This window comes from Tindallia californiensis (assembly GCF_900107405.1).
GTDB classification, from domain to species: Bacteria; Bacillota; Clostridia; order Peptostreptococcales; family Tindalliaceae; genus Tindallia; species Tindallia californiensis.
The window spans coordinates 134,081-151,502 of the sequence record NZ_FNPV01000008.1 but is presented as its reverse complement, the minus strand read 5'-3'; the positions used below and the strand labels follow the sequence as shown (position 1 = coordinate 151,502).

Annotated in this window: 13 protein-coding genes; 11 read left to right on the top strand and 2 right to left on the bottom strand. The window is 41.1% G+C overall.

Annotated features, from left to right (window positions below; translation table 11 throughout):
• The first annotated feature begins 66 nt into the window (after positions 1-66).
• From BLV55_RS11865 to BLV55_RS11815, 11 genes are all read left to right on the top strand, one after another.
• Positions 67-1,122 (top strand): tripartite tricarboxylate transporter substrate binding protein, encoded by a 1,056-nt coding sequence (locus BLV55_RS11865; RefSeq protein ID WP_176968399.1) that lies wholly within the window; start codon positions 67-69, stop codon positions 1,120-1,122.
• A 133-nt stretch (positions 1,123-1,255) separates the two neighbouring features.
• The gene (locus BLV55_RS11860; protein ID WP_093314705.1) at positions 1,256-1,756 is read left to right on the top strand and encodes a tripartite tricarboxylate transporter TctB family protein; all 501 of its coding nucleotides are present in this window, start codon (positions 1,256-1,258) and stop codon (positions 1,754-1,756) included.
• Between the two features lie 44 nt (positions 1,757-1,800).
• Positions 1,801-3,315 carry a tripartite tricarboxylate transporter permease gene (locus tag BLV55_RS11855; protein WP_093314703.1) on the top strand — a complete coding sequence of 505 codons (1,515 nt, stop codon included), beginning with the start codon at positions 1,801-1,803 and terminating at the stop codon, positions 3,313-3,315.
• A 79-nt stretch (positions 3,316-3,394) separates the two neighbouring features.
• Positions 3,395-5,692, top strand: coding sequence for a hydratase (locus BLV55_RS11850; protein WP_093314701.1), 2,298 nt, complete (start codon positions 3,395-3,397; stop codon positions 5,690-5,692).
• A gap of 139 nt (positions 5,693-5,831) precedes the next feature.
• The gene (citD, locus tag BLV55_RS11845; protein ID WP_093314699.1) at positions 5,832-6,110 is read left to right on the top strand and encodes a citrate lyase acyl carrier protein; all 279 of its coding nucleotides are present in this window, start codon (positions 5,832-5,834) and stop codon (positions 6,108-6,110) included.
• Positions 6,107-6,994 carry an HpcH/HpaI aldolase/citrate lyase family protein gene (locus tag BLV55_RS11840; protein ID WP_207646073.1) on the top strand — a complete coding sequence of 296 codons (888 nt, stop codon included), beginning with the start codon at positions 6,107-6,109 and terminating at the stop codon, positions 6,992-6,994. The genes citD and BLV55_RS11840 overlap by 4 nt, the downstream gene beginning before the upstream one ends.
• Before the next feature lies 1 nt (position 6,995).
• Positions 6,996-8,552 carry a citrate lyase subunit alpha gene (gene citF / locus BLV55_RS11835; RefSeq protein ID WP_093314697.1) on the top strand — a complete coding sequence of 519 codons (1,557 nt, stop codon included), beginning with the start codon at positions 6,996-6,998 and terminating at the stop codon, positions 8,550-8,552.
• 189 nt (positions 8,553-8,741) lie between these two features.
• Positions 8,742-9,839: an AbrB family transcriptional regulator gene (locus tag BLV55_RS11830; RefSeq protein WP_176968398.1), complete on the top strand. Its 1,098-nt coding sequence runs from the start codon at positions 8,742-8,744 to the stop codon at positions 9,837-9,839.
• 220 nt (positions 9,840-10,059) lie between these two features.
• Positions 10,060-11,232 (top strand): NAD(P)-dependent malic enzyme, encoded by a 1,173-nt coding sequence (locus BLV55_RS11825; protein WP_093314693.1) that lies wholly within the window; start codon positions 10,060-10,062, stop codon positions 11,230-11,232.
• A 230-nt stretch (positions 11,233-11,462) separates the two neighbouring features.
• Positions 11,463-12,836 carry a DEAD/DEAH box helicase gene (locus tag BLV55_RS11820; protein WP_093314691.1) on the top strand — a complete coding sequence of 458 codons (1,374 nt, stop codon included), beginning with the start codon at positions 11,463-11,465 and terminating at the stop codon, positions 12,834-12,836.
• Between the two features lie 181 nt (positions 12,837-13,017).
• Positions 13,018-15,258: an EAL domain-containing protein gene (locus BLV55_RS11815; RefSeq protein WP_093314689.1), complete on the top strand. Its 2,241-nt coding sequence runs from the start codon at positions 13,018-13,020 to the stop codon at positions 15,256-15,258.
• On the opposite strand, the gene BLV55_RS11810 is transcribed toward BLV55_RS11815, so the two are convergent.
• Together BLV55_RS11810 and BLV55_RS11805 are read right to left on the bottom strand one after the other, a co-directional pair.
• Complete coding sequence (locus BLV55_RS11810; RefSeq protein ID WP_093314747.1) at positions 15,243-15,893, bottom strand: potassium channel family protein; 651 nt, start codon at positions 15,891-15,893, stop codon at positions 15,243-15,245. The genes BLV55_RS11815 and BLV55_RS11810 overlap by 16 nt on opposite strands.
• A gap of 22 nt (positions 15,894-15,915) precedes the next feature.
• Positions 15,916-17,277 carry a TrkH family potassium uptake protein gene (locus tag BLV55_RS11805; RefSeq protein ID WP_093314687.1) on the bottom strand — a complete coding sequence of 454 codons (1,362 nt, stop codon included), beginning with the start codon at positions 17,275-17,277 and terminating at the stop codon, positions 15,916-15,918.
• Positions 17,278-17,422: the final 145 nt, after the last annotated feature.

Here is a 17,422-nt window from a genome sequence, read left to right as displayed (position 1 = left end):
AGAAGCCGGGCATTAGATAAAAGAATCAATAAAACTAATGAAGAAAAATTAATGAGGAGGGTTACAATGTTTAAGACGAAAAAGTGGAGTAGGATAATGATTCTGGTGGCTGTTTTAATAGTTAGTATGACTTTTACTGGTTGTGGATCACAAGAGGAAGCTGTAGATGCAGGTTCACAAACAGAGAATGGGCAGGAAGCATCCGGAGGAAACGGATATCCAACAAGAAACATTGAACTGGCGGTACCTTTTTCAGCGGGTGGCGGAACAGACTTGGCAGCAAGGGTAGTTGCACCATTTTTAGCGGATGAACTGGGCGTTAACGTGCTGGTTGAAAATAGAGAAGGCGCTGGGACACAAATTGGAATCACTCATTTATTGCGATCAGGAGATGGCGATGAAGGATACTCTGTTCTTTTTGCCACTCAACCTCATGCCAGCAACACCATTATTGGGCAGGGTGCTGAATACGCCATCGATGATATCCATTGGTTAAACTTCCATCATATTGATCCTGTAGCGGTCAATGTTGCGGAAGATGCACCTTGGGATGACTTGGCAGAATTAATTGACTATATTGCAGAAAATCCAGGTGAAGTATCCATTGGTGTTGCTCAAATGGGTGGAGGTCATATATTTATGGAATACCTCATTGACAAACTGGGAATTGAGCCAATCATGGTGCCTTATGATGGCGGCGGAGATGTTAGAACCGCATTTCTGGGAGGACATGTTGACGTTGCCTTTACTAATGTAGCACCAAGCGCTCAACTGATTGATCAGTCAAAATCCCTTGGAGTTGGATGGAATGAAAGAAGTTCTATCTGGCCAGATGCACCAAGCTTTGATGAAATTTTTGATGACGAAGAAATCATTGAAACAGCTATGGGTCTGGCATCCTGCAGAGGAATTGCTGTTACAACAACCTTTAAAGAGACTCATCCGGATCGATATGAAATACTATTAACAGCTTATGAAGCGGCTTTCAATCATGAAGATCATATTCAGGAAATGGTAGATAATGGTCAAATGCCTATTTCTCAATGGATTGGCCCGGAGGAGGCTAATAGAATAGCCGAATCGACTCATCGAACATTGTCTCAGTTTGAGCATTTATATTAGATAAGCAATAAAAATGATTGAATAAATTATCCCCCTTTGTAGAAAGAAGAACGTCACCATAGAAAAACAATTAGAAGTCGAAAATTGTGTTGGTGACGTTCTTCGATAGTTTACCGGGAAAAAGGAGGCACATATGAAAATAGGGAAGTACTATATCTATATTAAGTCCAAAGGAGAACTGATTCTTCCTGGCATTATGTTGATGTTTTCTTTTATGTATCTGCGTGAAGTCATGAGGCTAATGGGCACGGATTCTATGCTGTTAGTTCGATTTATTCTCGCAGGTGTCGTAGGCCTGTCGCTGTATATGATCATTAGAGAAATTAAAATTACCAGTGAAGAAAAAACGGAACTTAAAAGCAAGATTAATTTCAAAGACTTGATACTCAAAAAAGAAAATAAGAATATTATCATTTTTGTGGTGCTGACAACCATCGCTGTCAGCGTCATTATGACACTGGGATATGTGATTACTTTTGGAGGCTATTTAATCATTATGATGTACCTGTTGGGAATAAGGAATTACAAGCTATTAGTTGGTGTACCTGTCGGACTTATTCTGTTTCTTTTCTTGCTTTTCCAGATGTGGTTAAGGGTGCCACTTCCAAAGGGGATTTTAAGTGGAATTATGTAACGATGTGACTATGAAAAAACTGAAACTTGAGGAGGGTCTAGCGTATGATTGAATGGTCAGCTTTTTTAGGTGGGGCATCCCAACTTATGAGCTTAGAAATTGCTCTTATTATCACTTTTGGAGTTTTCTTTGGAATTATTGCTGGAGCTATCCCGGGATTTTCCTCGGCGATGGCAATTGCAATTCTTTTACCAGTGACATATACAATGGATGCGTTGACAGCAATGGTTTTTCTTGCATCTAACTATGCTGGTTCAACCTATGGAGGTTCGATTGCGGCTATTTTGTTAAATGCACCAGGAACACCTGGAGCAGTAGCCACTGCTTTTGATGGGTATGAAATGACAAAGCAAGGAAAATCCAGCGAAGCATTGGGTCTTGCCATTGGTTCATCAGTAGTGGGAGGAGTCATAAGCTACGCACTGCTTTTAGTAGCTATGTATCCTATTGCAGGATTTGCTATTCGTTTTGGAGCGCCGGAAATGTTTTTGTTAGCCGTCTTAGGCTTAACCATTATTGCTAGTATGAAACAAGGAAGTTTTGCAAAAGCCATTCTAGCCGGACTTTTTGGTGTGTTAATATCCGCTGTAGGAATTTCACCAACAGGAGCGGTTAGAGCTACTTTTGGGTTTACAAACCTCTTGGATGGAGTTTCACAAATGCCTGCTATTATAGGGTTTTTAGCGTTTACAGAATTATACAGCATGATCAATAAGGAATACGTAACTAGCGATTCTGAAAAAGTTGAAAGAAGCTATAAAGAGATGTTCTTAGGCACAGTGAAATGCTTGAAATCACCGATTAACTTACTTCGCTCAAGCGGAATAGGTACCTTTATTGGAGCTGTACCAGCGGCAGGTGCAACTATTGCCAGCTTTATAAGTTATAATCAGGCAAAGCTATCCTCTAAAGAGCCAGATAGCTTTGGAAAAGGAAATCCAGATGGGGTTATTGCCGCAGAATCGTCTAACAATGCTTCTACTGGTGGTGCAATGATTACCATGTTGGCATTGGGAATCCCTGGTGGTGGAACAACCGCAATGATGCTAGGAGCTCTAATGCTTCATGGGCTTCAACCAGGTCCAAGATTATTTATGAATCAGATGGAATTTGTATATGCTATTATCATTGCTTTGTTTTTAAGTCAGATTGTGATGTACATTGGGGGAATTTTCTTTTCCTATACATTAACAGGAGTACTGAATGTATCAACCAAAATACTGACACCATCCATTGCTATCTTGTGTATCGTAGGTTCTTTTGCTTTGTCCAACAGCATGTTTGATGCACGGATTATGTTTGTATTTGGCTTCTTAGGATGGATTATGAAAAAATACGATTATCCGGCGATTGCTGTAGTGCTGGGTATTGTCCTTGGTCCTATGGCAGATGCTCACTTTATCAGAACGGCAATTCGTTACGGTGGAGACTATACCGTGTTTTTCACCCGACCCATAAGTTTAGCTTTACTGATTAGTATTGTAATTCTTTCGATCGCACCTTTTGTAATGAAAAAAATAAGAGAAGCAAAAAATCAAAGGTTTGAAGAAGGAGCTTAATATTTCTGTAGGGGAAAGATAAAACAGTGTCGTGAATTCTGTTCTAGAGTTGTGAGATCGTCATTGAGGAGGAGCTAAAATGGTTAAAAAGTATCGCAACGGAGTTTACCTGGTAAACGGTACAGAGATGGTAGAAAATGATGAAAACGCACCTCAAAAACTTCAGCAATTAACTGGTGATGAAGTGGCGGAAGCAACAGCCAGAAAAAAAACAATTACCTATCATCTTCTTGAAACACATAATACCTCGGAAGACATGACCAGTTTGAAATTGAAATTTGATTCCATGACCTCTCATGACATCACGTATGTTGGAATTATCCAGACGGCACGGGCAAGTGGCATGAAAAACTTCCCGCTCCCATATATCTTAACGAATTGCCACAATTCATTATGTGCCGTTGGAGGCACCATTAATGAAGATGACCATAAATTTGCTTTATCGGCAGCTCAAAAATACGGAGGCGTCTACCTTCCCACCAACTTAGGCGTAATTCACTCCTATAATCGTGAAATGATGGCCGGTTGTGGAAAAATGATTCTCGGTTCTGACAGCCACACCCGTTATGGAGCCCTTGGTACTTTAGCTGTTGGTGAGGGTGGAGGCGAACTGGCGAAGCAGTTGGTTGGAAAAACCTATGATATTACTTATCCTGGTGTGGTAGCCGTGTATTTATACGGAAAACCAAAACCAGGCGTTGGACCACAAGACGTTGCTCTGTCCATTATAGGTGCTGTTTATGCCGATGGTTATGTTAAAAACAAAGTGATGGAGTTTGTGGGACCGGGAATTCAAAATCTCCCCGTGGAATACCGGAATGGAATCGATGTGATGACGACAGAAACAACCTGCTGGAGTTCCATATGGTGTACAGATGACCAGGTTAAAGACTATCTGATGATTCATGGACGTCCAGAAGACTACAAAAAAATGGAGCCGGGATCAGTAGCCTATTATGATGGCCTGGTTTATGTGGATCTTGATAAGATTGAACCAATGATTGCGATGCCTTTTCATCCAAGCAACACCTACAGCATCCGGGAACTTCGTGAGAATGCAGCAGATATTCTTAACAAGGTAGAAAAGGAAGGACTGGAACTTTTTGACAGCTCAGATCTGAAAATAGATCTTAAATCAAAACTGCACGGCAAAGATATTTACGTTGACCAGGGAATCGTGGCAGGTTGTTCCGGAGGTACCTTTGATAATATTGTGGAAGTGGCGGACATTATGGAAGGAAAATCTATTGGCAATTCAAGTTTTTCGATGAGTATCTATCCGGGAAGCCAGCCAGCTTATATGGAATTGGTGAAAAACGGTGCCATCGTCAAAATCATGAGTGCCGGAGCGTTGATTCGTGAAGCATTTTGTGGGCCCTGCTTTGGTGCAGGAGATACTCCGGCCAATAATGAATTGTCCATAAGGCATACCACTCGGAATTTCCCTAACAGGGAAGGATCAAAACCAAGTGATGGACAGATATCCTATGTTGCCTTAATGGATGCACGATCTATTGCAGCAACGGCCATTAACCATGGCAAGCTAACCTCAGCAACAGAGATAGACGTAGAATACTCAAAGCCAATCTACTATTTTGATAAAACTATTTACGATAAACGAGTATACGACGGCATTGGAAAACCCAAGGAAGAGACAGAACTGATCTTTGGTCCTAATATTAAAAACTGGCCTGAAATGCCAGCATTGACAGAGGACATATTGTTGAAAGTGGTAAGCTATATTAAAGATCCAGTTACAACTACAGATGAGTTAATACCATCCGGCGAGACTTCCTCTTATCGTTCGAACCCAATAAAACTGGCTGAGTTTACTCTGAGCAGAAAAGATCCGGAGTATGTGTCCAAAGCAAAAGAGATTCATCAGCTTGAACTTAGGAGAGAAAAGGGAGAAGACCCAAGAGATGGCAATCAGGATTTGAAAACAATTTATGATAAAATAAGCAAAATAGATGCGGACAGAGGGGACAAATTATCCTCTATGGGCATAGGAAGCTCTGTGTTTGCCATTAGCCCCGGAGATGGTTCGGCTCGGGAACAAGCAGCGTCATGCCAAAAGGTACTAGGTACCTGGGCAAACTTTGCCAATCAGTATGCAACAAAGCGGTATCGTTCAAATTTAATTAACTGGGGAATTTTACCTTTTGAAATAAAAGGAGAACCTCCTTTTGATAAAGGAGACTATCTATACATTCCAGGAATTAGAAAAGCAGTACTTGAGGGTACTCCAGAGATTGAAGCCTATGTGATCGGAGAGCAAGTTGCGACATTCAAAGTAAGCTTAGGCGATTTATCGAAGGAGGAAAAAGAAATTATAGTGGCGGGCTGTCTTATTAATTACTATAGAAATCAACCATAAGGATTCTTATCAATGCCATAGTGAATAAGCAGGTTCGCGCATTCGATTAAATGATGAAGTGATTCCGAATAATACGATTAGAATGGTAGAGGCATTAATCATTAAAGGTAGATTTTTACTTTGTGAGAGGAGGAATAGCATGGATAAGATCACAACGGGAATTGCCGGTACCCTTGAGTCCAATGATGTAATGGTCACCGTAGAACTCCGGACAGAAGGCCCCTTGAATATAGATCTTGAGAGCAATGTTATCCATCAGTTTGGAAAATTAATTGAAAAAACAGCAAGAGAGACTCTTGAAGAACTTGGTGTGAAGCATGGGTTGATTAAAATTGTAGACAAAGGTGCTTTAGACTATGCAATTCGTGCGAGAATTATTACGGCCGTAAATCGGGCACAAAGGAGGGAGGTTTCGTGAGAAAACTTAGAAGATCTATGATGTTTGTTCCGGCTAACAATCCGGGAATGATATTTCAAGCCTCTGTTTTTTCTCCTGACTGCATTATTTTTGATCTTGAAGATGCAATACCAGTTAGAGAAAAAGATAGTGCAAGAGACCTGCTGGTAGAGGCCATTAAGTCAATCGACTTTGGAAAATGTGAGATTTTTTCGCGAATTAATCCATTGTACACACCTTATGGAGAAATGGATGTGAGAGCTTTAGCCCATGCTGGGTTGAAGAATTATCGACTGCCTATGACAGAATCGCCGGAAGATATTGAACGAATGGACATGTTGTTGACAGAACTGGAAAAAGAGATAGGGTTAGAGTCAAGAAGCTTGAAAATACTTGGAGCCATCGAAACGGCAAAAGGAGTACTTAATGCACCGGCAATTGCCGGTTCCAGTGATCGGTTGGTAGGAATCTCCTTTGGTGCAGAAGACTTTACACGGAGTATGGCTACAGAACGAAGCAAAACAGGAGAAGAACTTTATTGGGCTCGCTCGCATGTGGTGATGGCGGCGATGGCAGCGGGGATTGATGCTATCGATACAGTTTTTGCAGATCTGGAGGATTCGGAAGCATTTGAAAAAGAATTAAAAATGGCGAAACAGCTGGGTTTTTGTGGGAAATCGCTGATTCATCCAAGTCAGATCAATGTAGTTCATAAAGTCTTTTCTCCTGGTAAGGAAGAAGTGTATCAAGCTAAAAAAATCATTGATGCAATGGAGGAAGCAGAAGAACGAGGCGCTGGTGTTATTGTAGTAGATGGAAAAATGGTAGATGAACCAGTTCTGATCAGGGCGAAAAGAATTATGGAACTGGCAATGGCCAGCGGTATGGAAGGAAGAGGTGACTAAGATGCATCCTTTAGTAAAAAATTCAATTGGGAGAGAAGTACCGTCCTATATCGATGGAATCGGGAAATTAACACCCTTTGCCGGTGCTTTTGCTCATACAACCCAAAAGACAAATGCTTCATTACCGGCTTCAAGCCATCGTCCGGGAGATGTAAAACTGGTAAAATCGATTAGAGAAGCATTGGAAAAATCAGGGTTAGCTGACGGCATGGTTTTATCATTTCATCATCATTTTAGAAATGGGGATCATTTGATGAACATGGTCATGGATCAGGTGGCTGAGATGGGTATCAGAGATATTACCATTTCACCCAGTTCTATGCAAAGTATCCACGACCATTTGATTGCACATATTCGAAAAGGTGTTATCACTGGTATTCGAACCAGTGGTCTTCGAGGGGAACTGGCTCGCCAGATTTCTGCCGAAGGGATCTTGCCAACACCGGTGATGATTCGATCTCATGGCGGACGACCCAGGTCTATTGAATCAGGTGATTCGAAAATTGACATTGCTATTATTGGAGCGCCAGCATCTGATCCACATGGTAATGTCAATGGAGTGGAAGGACCTAACGCATGTGGATCCTTAGGCTATGCCATGGCTGATGCCGCTTTCGCCCAGAAAACCATCGTAGTGACAGATCATTTGGTATCTCACCCAGTTCATCCTGTCAGCATTCCACAAACACAGGTGGACTATGTAGTGGTAACAGATGGTATCGGAGATCCGAAGGGAATTGTTTCCGGCGCCACAAGAATTACACGGAATCCTTTAGAACTACTCATTGCTGAAAAAGCTTGTCAGACCATTCTAGCTTCGGAATTGGTCAAAGAAGGCTTTTCTTTCCAGGCAGGTACGGGTGGTTCATCCTTGGCGGTGGCACATTTTTTGCGTCAATATATGAGAGAGCATTCTATCAAGGGTAGCTTTGCTTCAGGAGGTATCAATGGTTACCTGGTAGATATGCTGGAAGAAGGGCTGTTTAATTGTCTTTTAGATGTTCAGTGCTTCGACTTAAAAGCCATTGAATCTATTCGAAATAACCCTCATCATTTGGAAATGTCTGCCTCTTACTATGCAAATCCGCATAACAAGGGGTGTGTGGCCCACAATCTGGATATTATGATTCTAAGCGCAACAGAGATTGATGTTAACTTTAACGTCAACGTTATTACAGGATCCAATGGTATTATGATGGGAGCCTCTGGAGGGCACTGTGATACAGCCGCCGGATCTAAACTTTCCGTAGTAGTGGCTCCTTTGTTTCGGGGAAGAATACCTATTGTACTGGACGAAGTAACCACGGTGGTAACCCCGGGCGAATCCATCGATGTTTTGGTGACAGAATATGGTGTGGCGGTAAACCCAGCTCGAAAAGACTTAAAGGATCGATTCCAAGACTGTGGATTATCGGTCATGGAGATTCATGATCTGAAAGAAATGGCCGAAAAAATAACCGGAAAACCTCGAAAACCAATGGTAACCGAGGATATTGTAGGATTGGTAGAGTATCGAGATGGTACGATTATTGACACCATCAAAAAAGTAACGACTTAAGATAAGAATGGATAGTGGTCAGGAGGGCATAGATCGCAAGAAAGGTCAAGTTGCCTTCTGACCACCATTTATATGGTTCATTGAGTAGGTTAATAAAATGAATGGGTACTATTTTTCTATTACAGGGATTCAACGGAGACTGTGTTACTAGGTTATGGAAAAGAGATGATTATAAGGAGTAGAAATGAGATGGAACTAAGTGGAGTACTGTTCTTAATCACTATGGGAATAACTGGCTATTTCCTGTTTTACATTTTAGGGTTACCGACACCTGCGCTTTTGGGCCCTTTTTTTCTGGTAATGGTAGCCACTGCCTTGGGATTTCCGTTAGAACCAGTAGCACCGGTGGTTACTCGAGGACTTCAAGTGATACTAGGGACTTTCATTGGATTTGGAATAAACCGAGAAGTTCTCGGGAATATGAAAAAGTTATTCATTCCATCTTTACTGATCATTCTGTGGACGCTGGTGATTACCTTTGGACTAGGAAGTATCCTGATCTACAACTTTGATATTGATCCGGCGACCGCCTTTTTGAGCACGGCACCTTCAGGTCTAGCAGAATCAGCAATGTTGGCTATAGAAGTTGAAGCGGAAGTGGGAATGGTGAGCATGTTTCAGCTTTCTAGGTTTTTGCTCACACTGCTACTGTTTCCAGTGATCATCCGAATGCTACAAAAGAAAACAAAAGATTCCACTAATTATCCATACCATACCTTGGTGATAATGAGACTGAAGAAACTAGTTGGTAAAAACAGGGATCGAAAAAAAAGCCATAGGAGTAGAGAGGCTATATTTTTACAGATGAAGACATTTCTGATAGGAATGCTGGGAGCGTTGATGGGAGTCATTCTTTCCATTCCGGCAGGAGCGTTGATGGGATCTTTTTTAGCCGTTATGGTAATGTCTTTAATAGGGTCAAAGATGGGTAAACCTCATGAAAACATTAGAACTTTTATGCAATTAGGAGTTGGTAGCACCTTAGGACTTAATGTATCCCAAGCTTCCTGGTTAGACCTGAAATCCGTTTTCGTTCCGATGATTGCCTTTACGCTGCTAATGTTTTTGACCAGCTTTGGATTATACCTCGTTCTAATGAAACTGACAAAGTGGGATCAATATTCCTGCATTATTTCAGTAGCTCCTGCAGGAGTGACACCAATGACAATCCTCGCATATGAACATGCGGATAATCCGCTGGAAGTAAGCTTATTACATATGGTAAGATTAATGACAGTTAAAGTGGTGATTCTTCCGGTACTAGTAATGTATTTGATGAGTTTGTAGGCAAATGCAAAACAAGATAGACTCATAAAAAAGTTACTTTAAAAAGACTGGGATCACTCAGTCTTTTTTCGATATCTGGATAGAAAGCGTCAAATAACAATGATTAAGACAGAGAATCTGTGATATAATGGCGGTTAAAGTTGTCATTCCTCCAACTGCTAGGGCGCATTAAATTAGCTATTCAGAGCTTCCAAACAACATCAATAAAGGAGATGCTAGGATGAACACAAATGAAAAAAGTCTGAAGCTACATGAAGAACACCAGGGGAAAATAGAAATAGTATCTAAAGTAAAGGTGGAGACCAGAGAAGATTTGAGCCTTGCCTACACACCTGGTGTGGCTGAACCCTGTCGAAAAATTCATGAAGAGAAAGAGCTGGTTTACAAGTATACCTCTAAAGGAAACATGGTGGCTATTGTAAGTGATGGCAGTGCTGTTCTAGGATTGGGAGATATCGGACCAGAAGCCGGTTTACCGGTGATGGAAGGAAAAGCCATTCTTTTTAAGGAGTTTGCCAATGTGGATGCCTTTCCCGTATGCTTGGACACTCAAGATCCAGAAGAAATTGTTAAAACCGTTGAATACATAGCACCAGTGTATGGTGGCATCAATCTGGAAGATATTTCAGCACCCCGTTGCTTTGAAATTGAGGAAAAACTGAAAAAAAGCCTGAACATACCCGTTTTTCATGATGATCAGCATGGTACCGCCGTGGTGACACTGGCAGGAACCATTAACGCCCTGAAACTGGTGAAAAAGAAGTTCAAAGACTGTCGATTTGTTATCACAGGAGCCGGAGCCGCCGGAGTAGCTATCGCTAAGCTACTCCATCATATAGGAGTAAAAGACATTTTCTTGTTGAATCGGGAAGGAATTATTTGTGAAGGACAGAAATATAAAAACCCTTATGTGGCAGAAATGGCTAAGATCACTAATAAAGAAAAGCGGCAGGGCGGTCTGAAAGAAGCCTTTAAAGGAACGGATGTATACATTGGTGTTTCTGGGCCAGATATGGTCACGAGAGAAATGATTGCGGATATGAACGAAAATGCCATTGTTTTTGCCATGGCGAACCCCATTCCGGAAATCATGCCGGAAGAAGCCGAAGCTGGCGGTGCGGTGATTATTGGAACCGGAAGATCAGATTTCCCGAATCAGATCAATAATGTACTGGCCTTTCCGGGGATTTTCAGAGGTGCATTGGATGTCAGGGCTTCTGATATTAATGAGGAAATGAAAATCGCCTCGGCAGAAGCCATCGCCAATATTATTACGGATGAAGAAAGAAAACCAGAGTATGTCATTCCGGATGCTTTTGATTCACGAGTGGTGAAGGAAGTGGCTAAAGCCGTAGCGCAAGCCGCAAAAAATACGGGTGTGAACAGGATATAAGACTAAAGTTAAGGAAATTGAAAAAAGAAAAGATAGGAAAGGAAGGACAGCTTCCGGCAAAATAAAGCCCGGAAGCTGTCTTTTTTAGGAAGTTTCAAAAGAGACTTCTTCTGATATAATAGAAAAGGGAAGTTTTTATCCAATGACAGCCACCGCAAGAAAATCCTCATCATGTAAAAGGAAAACCATTAGTAAAAGCACACAAACTAAGAAAGAATAGGAGATTTTATATGGGATACCACTTCAAATCCTTAGGCATTCAGCCACAATGGATTAACAAACTGGAAAAAAATCAGATAACAGACCCGACGCCAGTACAGACAAAAACCATTCCGCCATTATTAGAAGGGAAAGATGTTATTGCACAGGCTCAGACAGGTACCGGAAAAACCTTGGCATTTTTACTACCCATTATGGAAAAGCTAGACCTGGAGAATGAAGAGGTACAAGCTTTAATAGTGACGCCAACAAGAGAGCTGGCGATTCAAATTACACAGGAAGTAAAAAAATTAACAGAAGGAACGGATATACGAACCTTGGCCGTTTATGGTGGTCAGGATGTTGAAAAACAATTACATAAACTGAAAGGAAACATTCACTTGGTCGTAGGAACACCAGGAAGGTTATTGGATCATCTGGGGCGAAAAACATTAGAATTAAGTAACCTTAAAATGCTTGTATTGGATGAAGCGGATCAAATGCTTCATTTAGGATTTTTGCCAGAAGTAGAAAAAATTCTTAAACACACTCCATATCGACGCCAAACCATGCTGTTTTCGGCCACCATTCCGGAGTCTGTCAGAAAACTGGCAAAAAAAGTGACGACAGAAGCCGTGCATATTCATATTAAAAGCGAGACAGTAACCTTAGATCTGATTCGCCAGATGGTGGTAGAAACAACAGATCGAAAAAAGCAAGAAGCTCTTTGTTCGGTATTGGGAGAGCAAAAACCTTTTATGGCCATTATTTTCTGCCGCACTAAAAGAAGGGCACATGCCTTAAACATGGCATTACAGGAATGGGGTTATTTATCTGAAGAACTTCATGGGGATCTAACTCAAGCCAAAAGAGAGAAAGTAATGAAATCTTTTCGAAAACTAGAACTTCAGCTATTGGTAGCAACGGATATAGCCGCAAGAGGATTAGATATTGAAGGAGTTACTCATATTTATAACTACGATATGGTACAGGATGTGGAAAGTTATATCCATCGAATTGGTCGTACCGGACGGGCAGGAGAAGTGGGAATGGCGGTTACCTTTGTAACTCCCCGGGATCAAGAGACATTGCGGATGATTGAAAAAGGCATAGGGATGAAACTGAATTCTTTAGGGAAACCGGCTCCCAAAGTAGAAACTTTCAAAGAAAAGCAAAAAAAAGAAAAAGGTAAGAAAAGGCAGGAAGGGAAGAAAGTTGAAGGAAAGTCAGGTAAAAAACATCAAGAGAAGAATGAAAAAAGTAGAAACGATTATAAAAGTGGATCAAAAAACAAGAAGGATGTTTTCAATAGAAGTAGAAGCAATGATAAGGGCAGAACGGATAGTACCAATAGCAACCGTAGAAATAATAAAAACAGTCGGAAAAAGAGCCGAAGACCAAAATAAAGTCACTCAGTTAAGTAATGTTGAAAAACAAGAAAAGGAATCAGATACCTTCGATAGAAGGTGCCTTTATGGGAAAAGGCATGGTATAATTAAAACGTAGTATTTTTCGGAAAACACAAACGAATCAGATAATACAATTGGTAGAAAAAATCTTTAGAAGCAGACGTAAGGGGCCCTTATTGTGAACAGAAAAACATGGACGCTGATTATTCTTCTTATGTTGCTGGCAGCTCAGACAATAGTTGCTTCAGCGTACATTGATGTGGTTAATTATTATGCTGACGAAGCATATCCACCCTACTCTTATCAAACCGCCGTAGGGATGGATGGTTTTGACGTGGAACTGATTCAGCGAATTTTTCAAGATCCGAACTATCATCTGGTGATAAGGGGAGAAAGTTGGCCAAAGGTACTGGATTACATGACAGAAGGTAAGGCAGATGTGATTAGTGCATTAGCCATTACAGAAGAGCGAAAAGGTACGATGCTGTTTACGGACCCGATCCTACAAGTGAGTCAAGGTTTTTTCGGTACTGATAGAATAAAGAATTTTTCAATGAATCGGTTACAGGAATATTCCATCGGAATTGGAGAAGACTACTCGGACTTTCTTTTGCTTGAAGAGCTAGGGATATTGGAATACAACAGTTTTTCAGATTTAGAAGAAGCCATGCATGCCTTGATGGCTGGAAGAATTGATTTGGTTTTTGCAGAGGAAGATGCCTTTGCCCATGTATTGATTCAAAACCGGCTTCAAGGCTATATCACTACTTATGAAGGCAATCTTTTTCCACGAACCTATCATTATGCTGTGAATAAAGAAAAGCCGGAACTGGTCAGCTTTATCAATGGACGGCTAGAAGAGCTAAAAGAAACCGGTGTGTATGAGGCAACCCATCAAAAGTATCTGCAAAAAAATTCGCCCCATTTCTATCAAGAGCAAAGAAAGCGACAGATAAGCATCATGGCCATTGTAGGACTTTTGCTCATTGGACTGATCGTCAGTACCCGCTATTTTGCCATTAAAAACCAAATGAGTGAGTTGCAGGCTTCTTACGAAGAAATAAGGGCGATGGAAGAAGAATTAAGCGATCAGGTCGATCAGCTTCAGCACTATATCAGCGTGATTGAACATATGGCACACCATGATGAGCTGACAGGGCTTCCAAACATGAGATCTGTACATGAATATTTAGAAGAAAAAATAGAAGCTGCCGGAAAAACAGAAGAACTAATTGCTTTTGTATTGATGGATCTGGATGACTTTAAAAGTGTCAATGATATTCACGGCCATGCGGCCGGTGATCAATTATTGATCGAACTAGGAAATCGGCTGTCTGCCGAAAAAAGGGAAGATTCCATGGTGGCTAGAATGGGTGGCGATGAATTTATTCTTTGTATTAATAAAATAAAAAGCCAAGAAGCATTACGAGGATACCTTGATCATCTTTTGGAAGCAATTCATCAGCCGGTTCAAATGGAAGAAGTCTCCCTATACCCTTACTTCACAGCAGGGGTAGCCCTATACCCAACAGATGCGACAGACGCCTCCTCTTTGTTTGCCTGTGCGGATGCGGCCATGCATCAGGCTAAGAAAGAGGGTAGCCGACGCTATCAGTTTTTTTATCAGGAAATAAAAGAAAGTGTTCAGAAAAGAGTAGAACTGGAAGCGGATATTTACAAAGCCATCGAAGAAAAAGAATTTAGTTTAGAATATCAGCCTCAGTTTGAAGCGATAACAGGATTGATTAAAGGCGTAGAGGTGTTGATCCGTTGGAACCATCCACAAAAAGGAGTGATCCCACCATCAGAATTTATCCCGGTAGCCGAAGATTCCGGGCAAATTGTGGAAATAGGGCGATGGGTAATGGAGGAAGCATCGAAGAAGATGCATGAATGGAAATCCAAAGGACGAGAACCGCTAAACCTTTCTGTTAATGTTTCCATCAGACAAATGCAGCATCCTTCTTTTCTGAATGACTTTAAATCTTACTATGAACTGGGTTTTGCAGACATTAATCACTTGAAGCTGGAAGTAACCGAAAGTATTAGCATGATGGATTCTGGAGAAGTGTTGGCTTCTTTAGAGGAATTATCCCAAATGGGGGTGCGAATTTCTTTGGATGATTTTGGAACCGGCTTTTCATCCATGAATCATCTAAAAGCGATGCCTGTACAAGAAGTGAAAATTGATAAATCCTTTGTTAATAACATGGAAAACAGTGCATCCAAACAGGCGATTGTTCGCTCCATGATTAAATTAGCCCATGCATTGGATAAAACAGTGGTGGCAGAAGGCGTCGAAACAAAAAAGCAGGCAGAATTGCTCTGTACTTACCAATGCGACATGTTGCAGGGCTACTATTACGCTAAACCTATGACCTGGGAGGCTTTTGTAAAACGATTTTATTCGTGTTCCTGAACTTTTCGGAGGTCTTCATTGGAACCCACGACAATCAAAACATCTTTACTTCTGATGATTTCTTCTGCCTGTGGGGATACGTTAATCTCTTCTTCTCGTTTGATGGCTAAAATACTTAGTCCAAAACGGGATCGGATATTATTTTCCATTAAACTCTTATCGTGCCATATCTTAGGAGAAACAATTTCTAAAATACTGTAGTCTGGAGAAAGTTCAATGAAATCCAGTATATTCGTTGAGGTAAGGTTGTAGGCCAATCGGATTCCCATGTCCCGTTCTGGAAAGATGACCCGGTCGGCCCCGATTTTTGTCAGGACTTTTGCATGCATTTCATCCTGAGCTTTTGCAACTACATAAGGAACACCCATTTCCTTCACTAAAAGCGTGGACATAACAGAAGCTTTTAAGTCGCTTCCAATTCCTATGATGACGACATCCATGTTTCGGATACCAACTTCTTTAAGGGCGATGGCATCGTCAATATCGATGGTAGCCGCATGGGTTACTTCATCGGCAATATTTCGGATAACACATTCGTCATCGTCCAGCGCTAACACATCAAATCCGCTTTTATACAAAGATTTTGCAACACTTCCTCCAAAACGGCCACAGCCGATAACAGCAAATTGTTTCATTGCTACTTTTCCCCCATTCTTTTTATCCCACCAATACTTTTTCTTCTGCATAATGAACCAGATTTCTATAATGATGTTGCCGACGTGCCAGTGCAAAAGCAACCGTAAGGATACCAACACGACCTGCATACATCATTGCGATCATTAATAGCTTGGAAGTGGTTCCCAGTTGAGAGGTAATACCTGTAGATAAACCAACGGTTCCAAAAGCAGAAGTAACTTCAAATAAAATTTGCATAAAGGTAAATGTTGGCTCCATAATAGTCATGAGCATTGTTACCAGAATAATAAGGTTAATTCCAATAATGGCAACGGTGATGGCTCGTTTGATAATTGGTTGAGGAACAGTTTTTTTGAATAGCACTACCCGGTCGTTGCCACGGATAACCGAAAAAGCTAATAGCAACACTACGCCGAAGGTAACGGTTTTAATCCCACCGGCGGTGGAAGCTGGTGAACCGCCAATAAACATCAAGATAATAGTAAAGAAAAGCGAGGCATCTGTTAAACCAGCGGTATCGATAGTATTGAAACCGGCCGTACGAGGGGTAACGGACTGAAACAAAGAAGCCATCAGTTTTTGTGGGAAGCTTAAATTTCCAAGAGTAGCAGGATTGCTCCATTCCAGCAAAAGATATACCAAAGCACCTATTGCCAACAGGCTGATGGTTATTAAGAGAACGATACGGGTATGAAGGCTGAAGTGTTTCGCCTTGTTATGGTTATAGAGATCCAGCAAAACCGTAAAGCCAAAACCTCCGGTAATAATTAAAGTCATAATGGTAAAATTAATCAACGGATTGGTTGCATAACGGCTAAGGCTGTTTCCATCACCCAGAATATCAAAGCCAGCGTTACAGAAAGCGGAGATAGAGTGAAAAATGGCGTATCCGATACCTGTTGAAAAACCAAATTCTGGAACAAATTGAAAAGCTAAAAAAAGAGCTCCTAGGGCTTCAATGCCTAAAGCAACAACGAGTAAAAACAAGGTGAAGCGAACAACACCTGAAATGGTTTCCTGACCGACGGCTTGTTGAATAATGAGTCGTTCTTTAAGAGAAATCTTTTTACCTAATACAACAGCAAAAAGGGTAGCCATGGTCATAAATCCAAGGCCACCTATTTGAATCAGGACAGCAATCACCGTTTGTCCAAAAACAGACCAATAGCTACCGGTATCCACAACCACTAAGCCAGTAACACAAACAGCAGAAGTAGCTGTAAACAGAGAATCGATCCAACCGATCGATTCCTGGTGAACCGTAGCAATAGGAAGATTTAACAAGAACATACCGATCAGAATCACAATAGCAAAGCCACTGGCAAGAATTTGTGGCGGAGATAATTGAACTGGTTGGCTTGTTTTTTTTCGTAGTTTTATCATGACAAACCCTCTTAATGATATAATAATAAAGACCACTTTTTTTTCTTCGATGACTACCACCGCTAAGAGTCCCTTTTCTGTAAGATGAATCCAAGTCGAAAAAGTACAAGCCAAGTTTATCATTAATGTCAAAGAGACACAATAG

Bases quoted from the DNA above. Each gene is read 5' to 3' on its own strand.
- BLV55_RS11865 (WP_176968399.1), top strand. From the start codon at position 67: ATGTTTAAGACGAAAAAGTGGAGTAGGATAATGATTCTGGTGGCTGTT.
- BLV55_RS11860 (WP_093314705.1), top strand. From the start codon at position 1,256: ATGAAAATAGGGAAGTACTATATCTATATTAAGTCCAAAGGAGAACTG.
- BLV55_RS11855 (WP_093314703.1), top strand. From the start codon at position 1,801: ATGATTGAATGGTCAGCTTTTTTAGGTGGGGCATCCCAACTTATGAGC.
- BLV55_RS11850 (WP_093314701.1), top strand. From the start codon at position 3,395: ATGGTTAAAAAGTATCGCAACGGAGTTTACCTGGTAAACGGTACAGAG.
- citD (WP_093314699.1), top strand. From the start codon at position 5,832: ATGGATAAGATCACAACGGGAATTGCCGGTACCCTTGAGTCCAATGAT.
- citF (WP_093314697.1), top strand. From the start codon at position 6,996: ATGCATCCTTTAGTAAAAAATTCAATTGGGAGAGAAGTACCGTCCTAT.
- BLV55_RS11830 (WP_176968398.1), top strand. From the start codon at position 8,742: ATGGAACTAAGTGGAGTACTGTTCTTAATCACTATGGGAATAACTGGC.
- BLV55_RS11825 (WP_093314693.1), top strand. From the start codon at position 10,060: ATGAACACAAATGAAAAAAGTCTGAAGCTACATGAAGAACACCAGGGG.
- BLV55_RS11820 (WP_093314691.1), top strand. From the start codon at position 11,463: ATGGGATACCACTTCAAATCCTTAGGCATTCAGCCACAATGGATTAAC.
- BLV55_RS11810 (WP_093314747.1), bottom strand. From the start codon at position 15,893: ATGAAACAATTTGCTGTTATCGGCTGTGGCCGTTTTGGAGGAAGTGTT.
- BLV55_RS11805 (WP_093314687.1), bottom strand. From the start codon at position 17,277: ATGATAAAACTACGAAAAAAAACAAGCCAACCAGTTCAATTATCTCCG.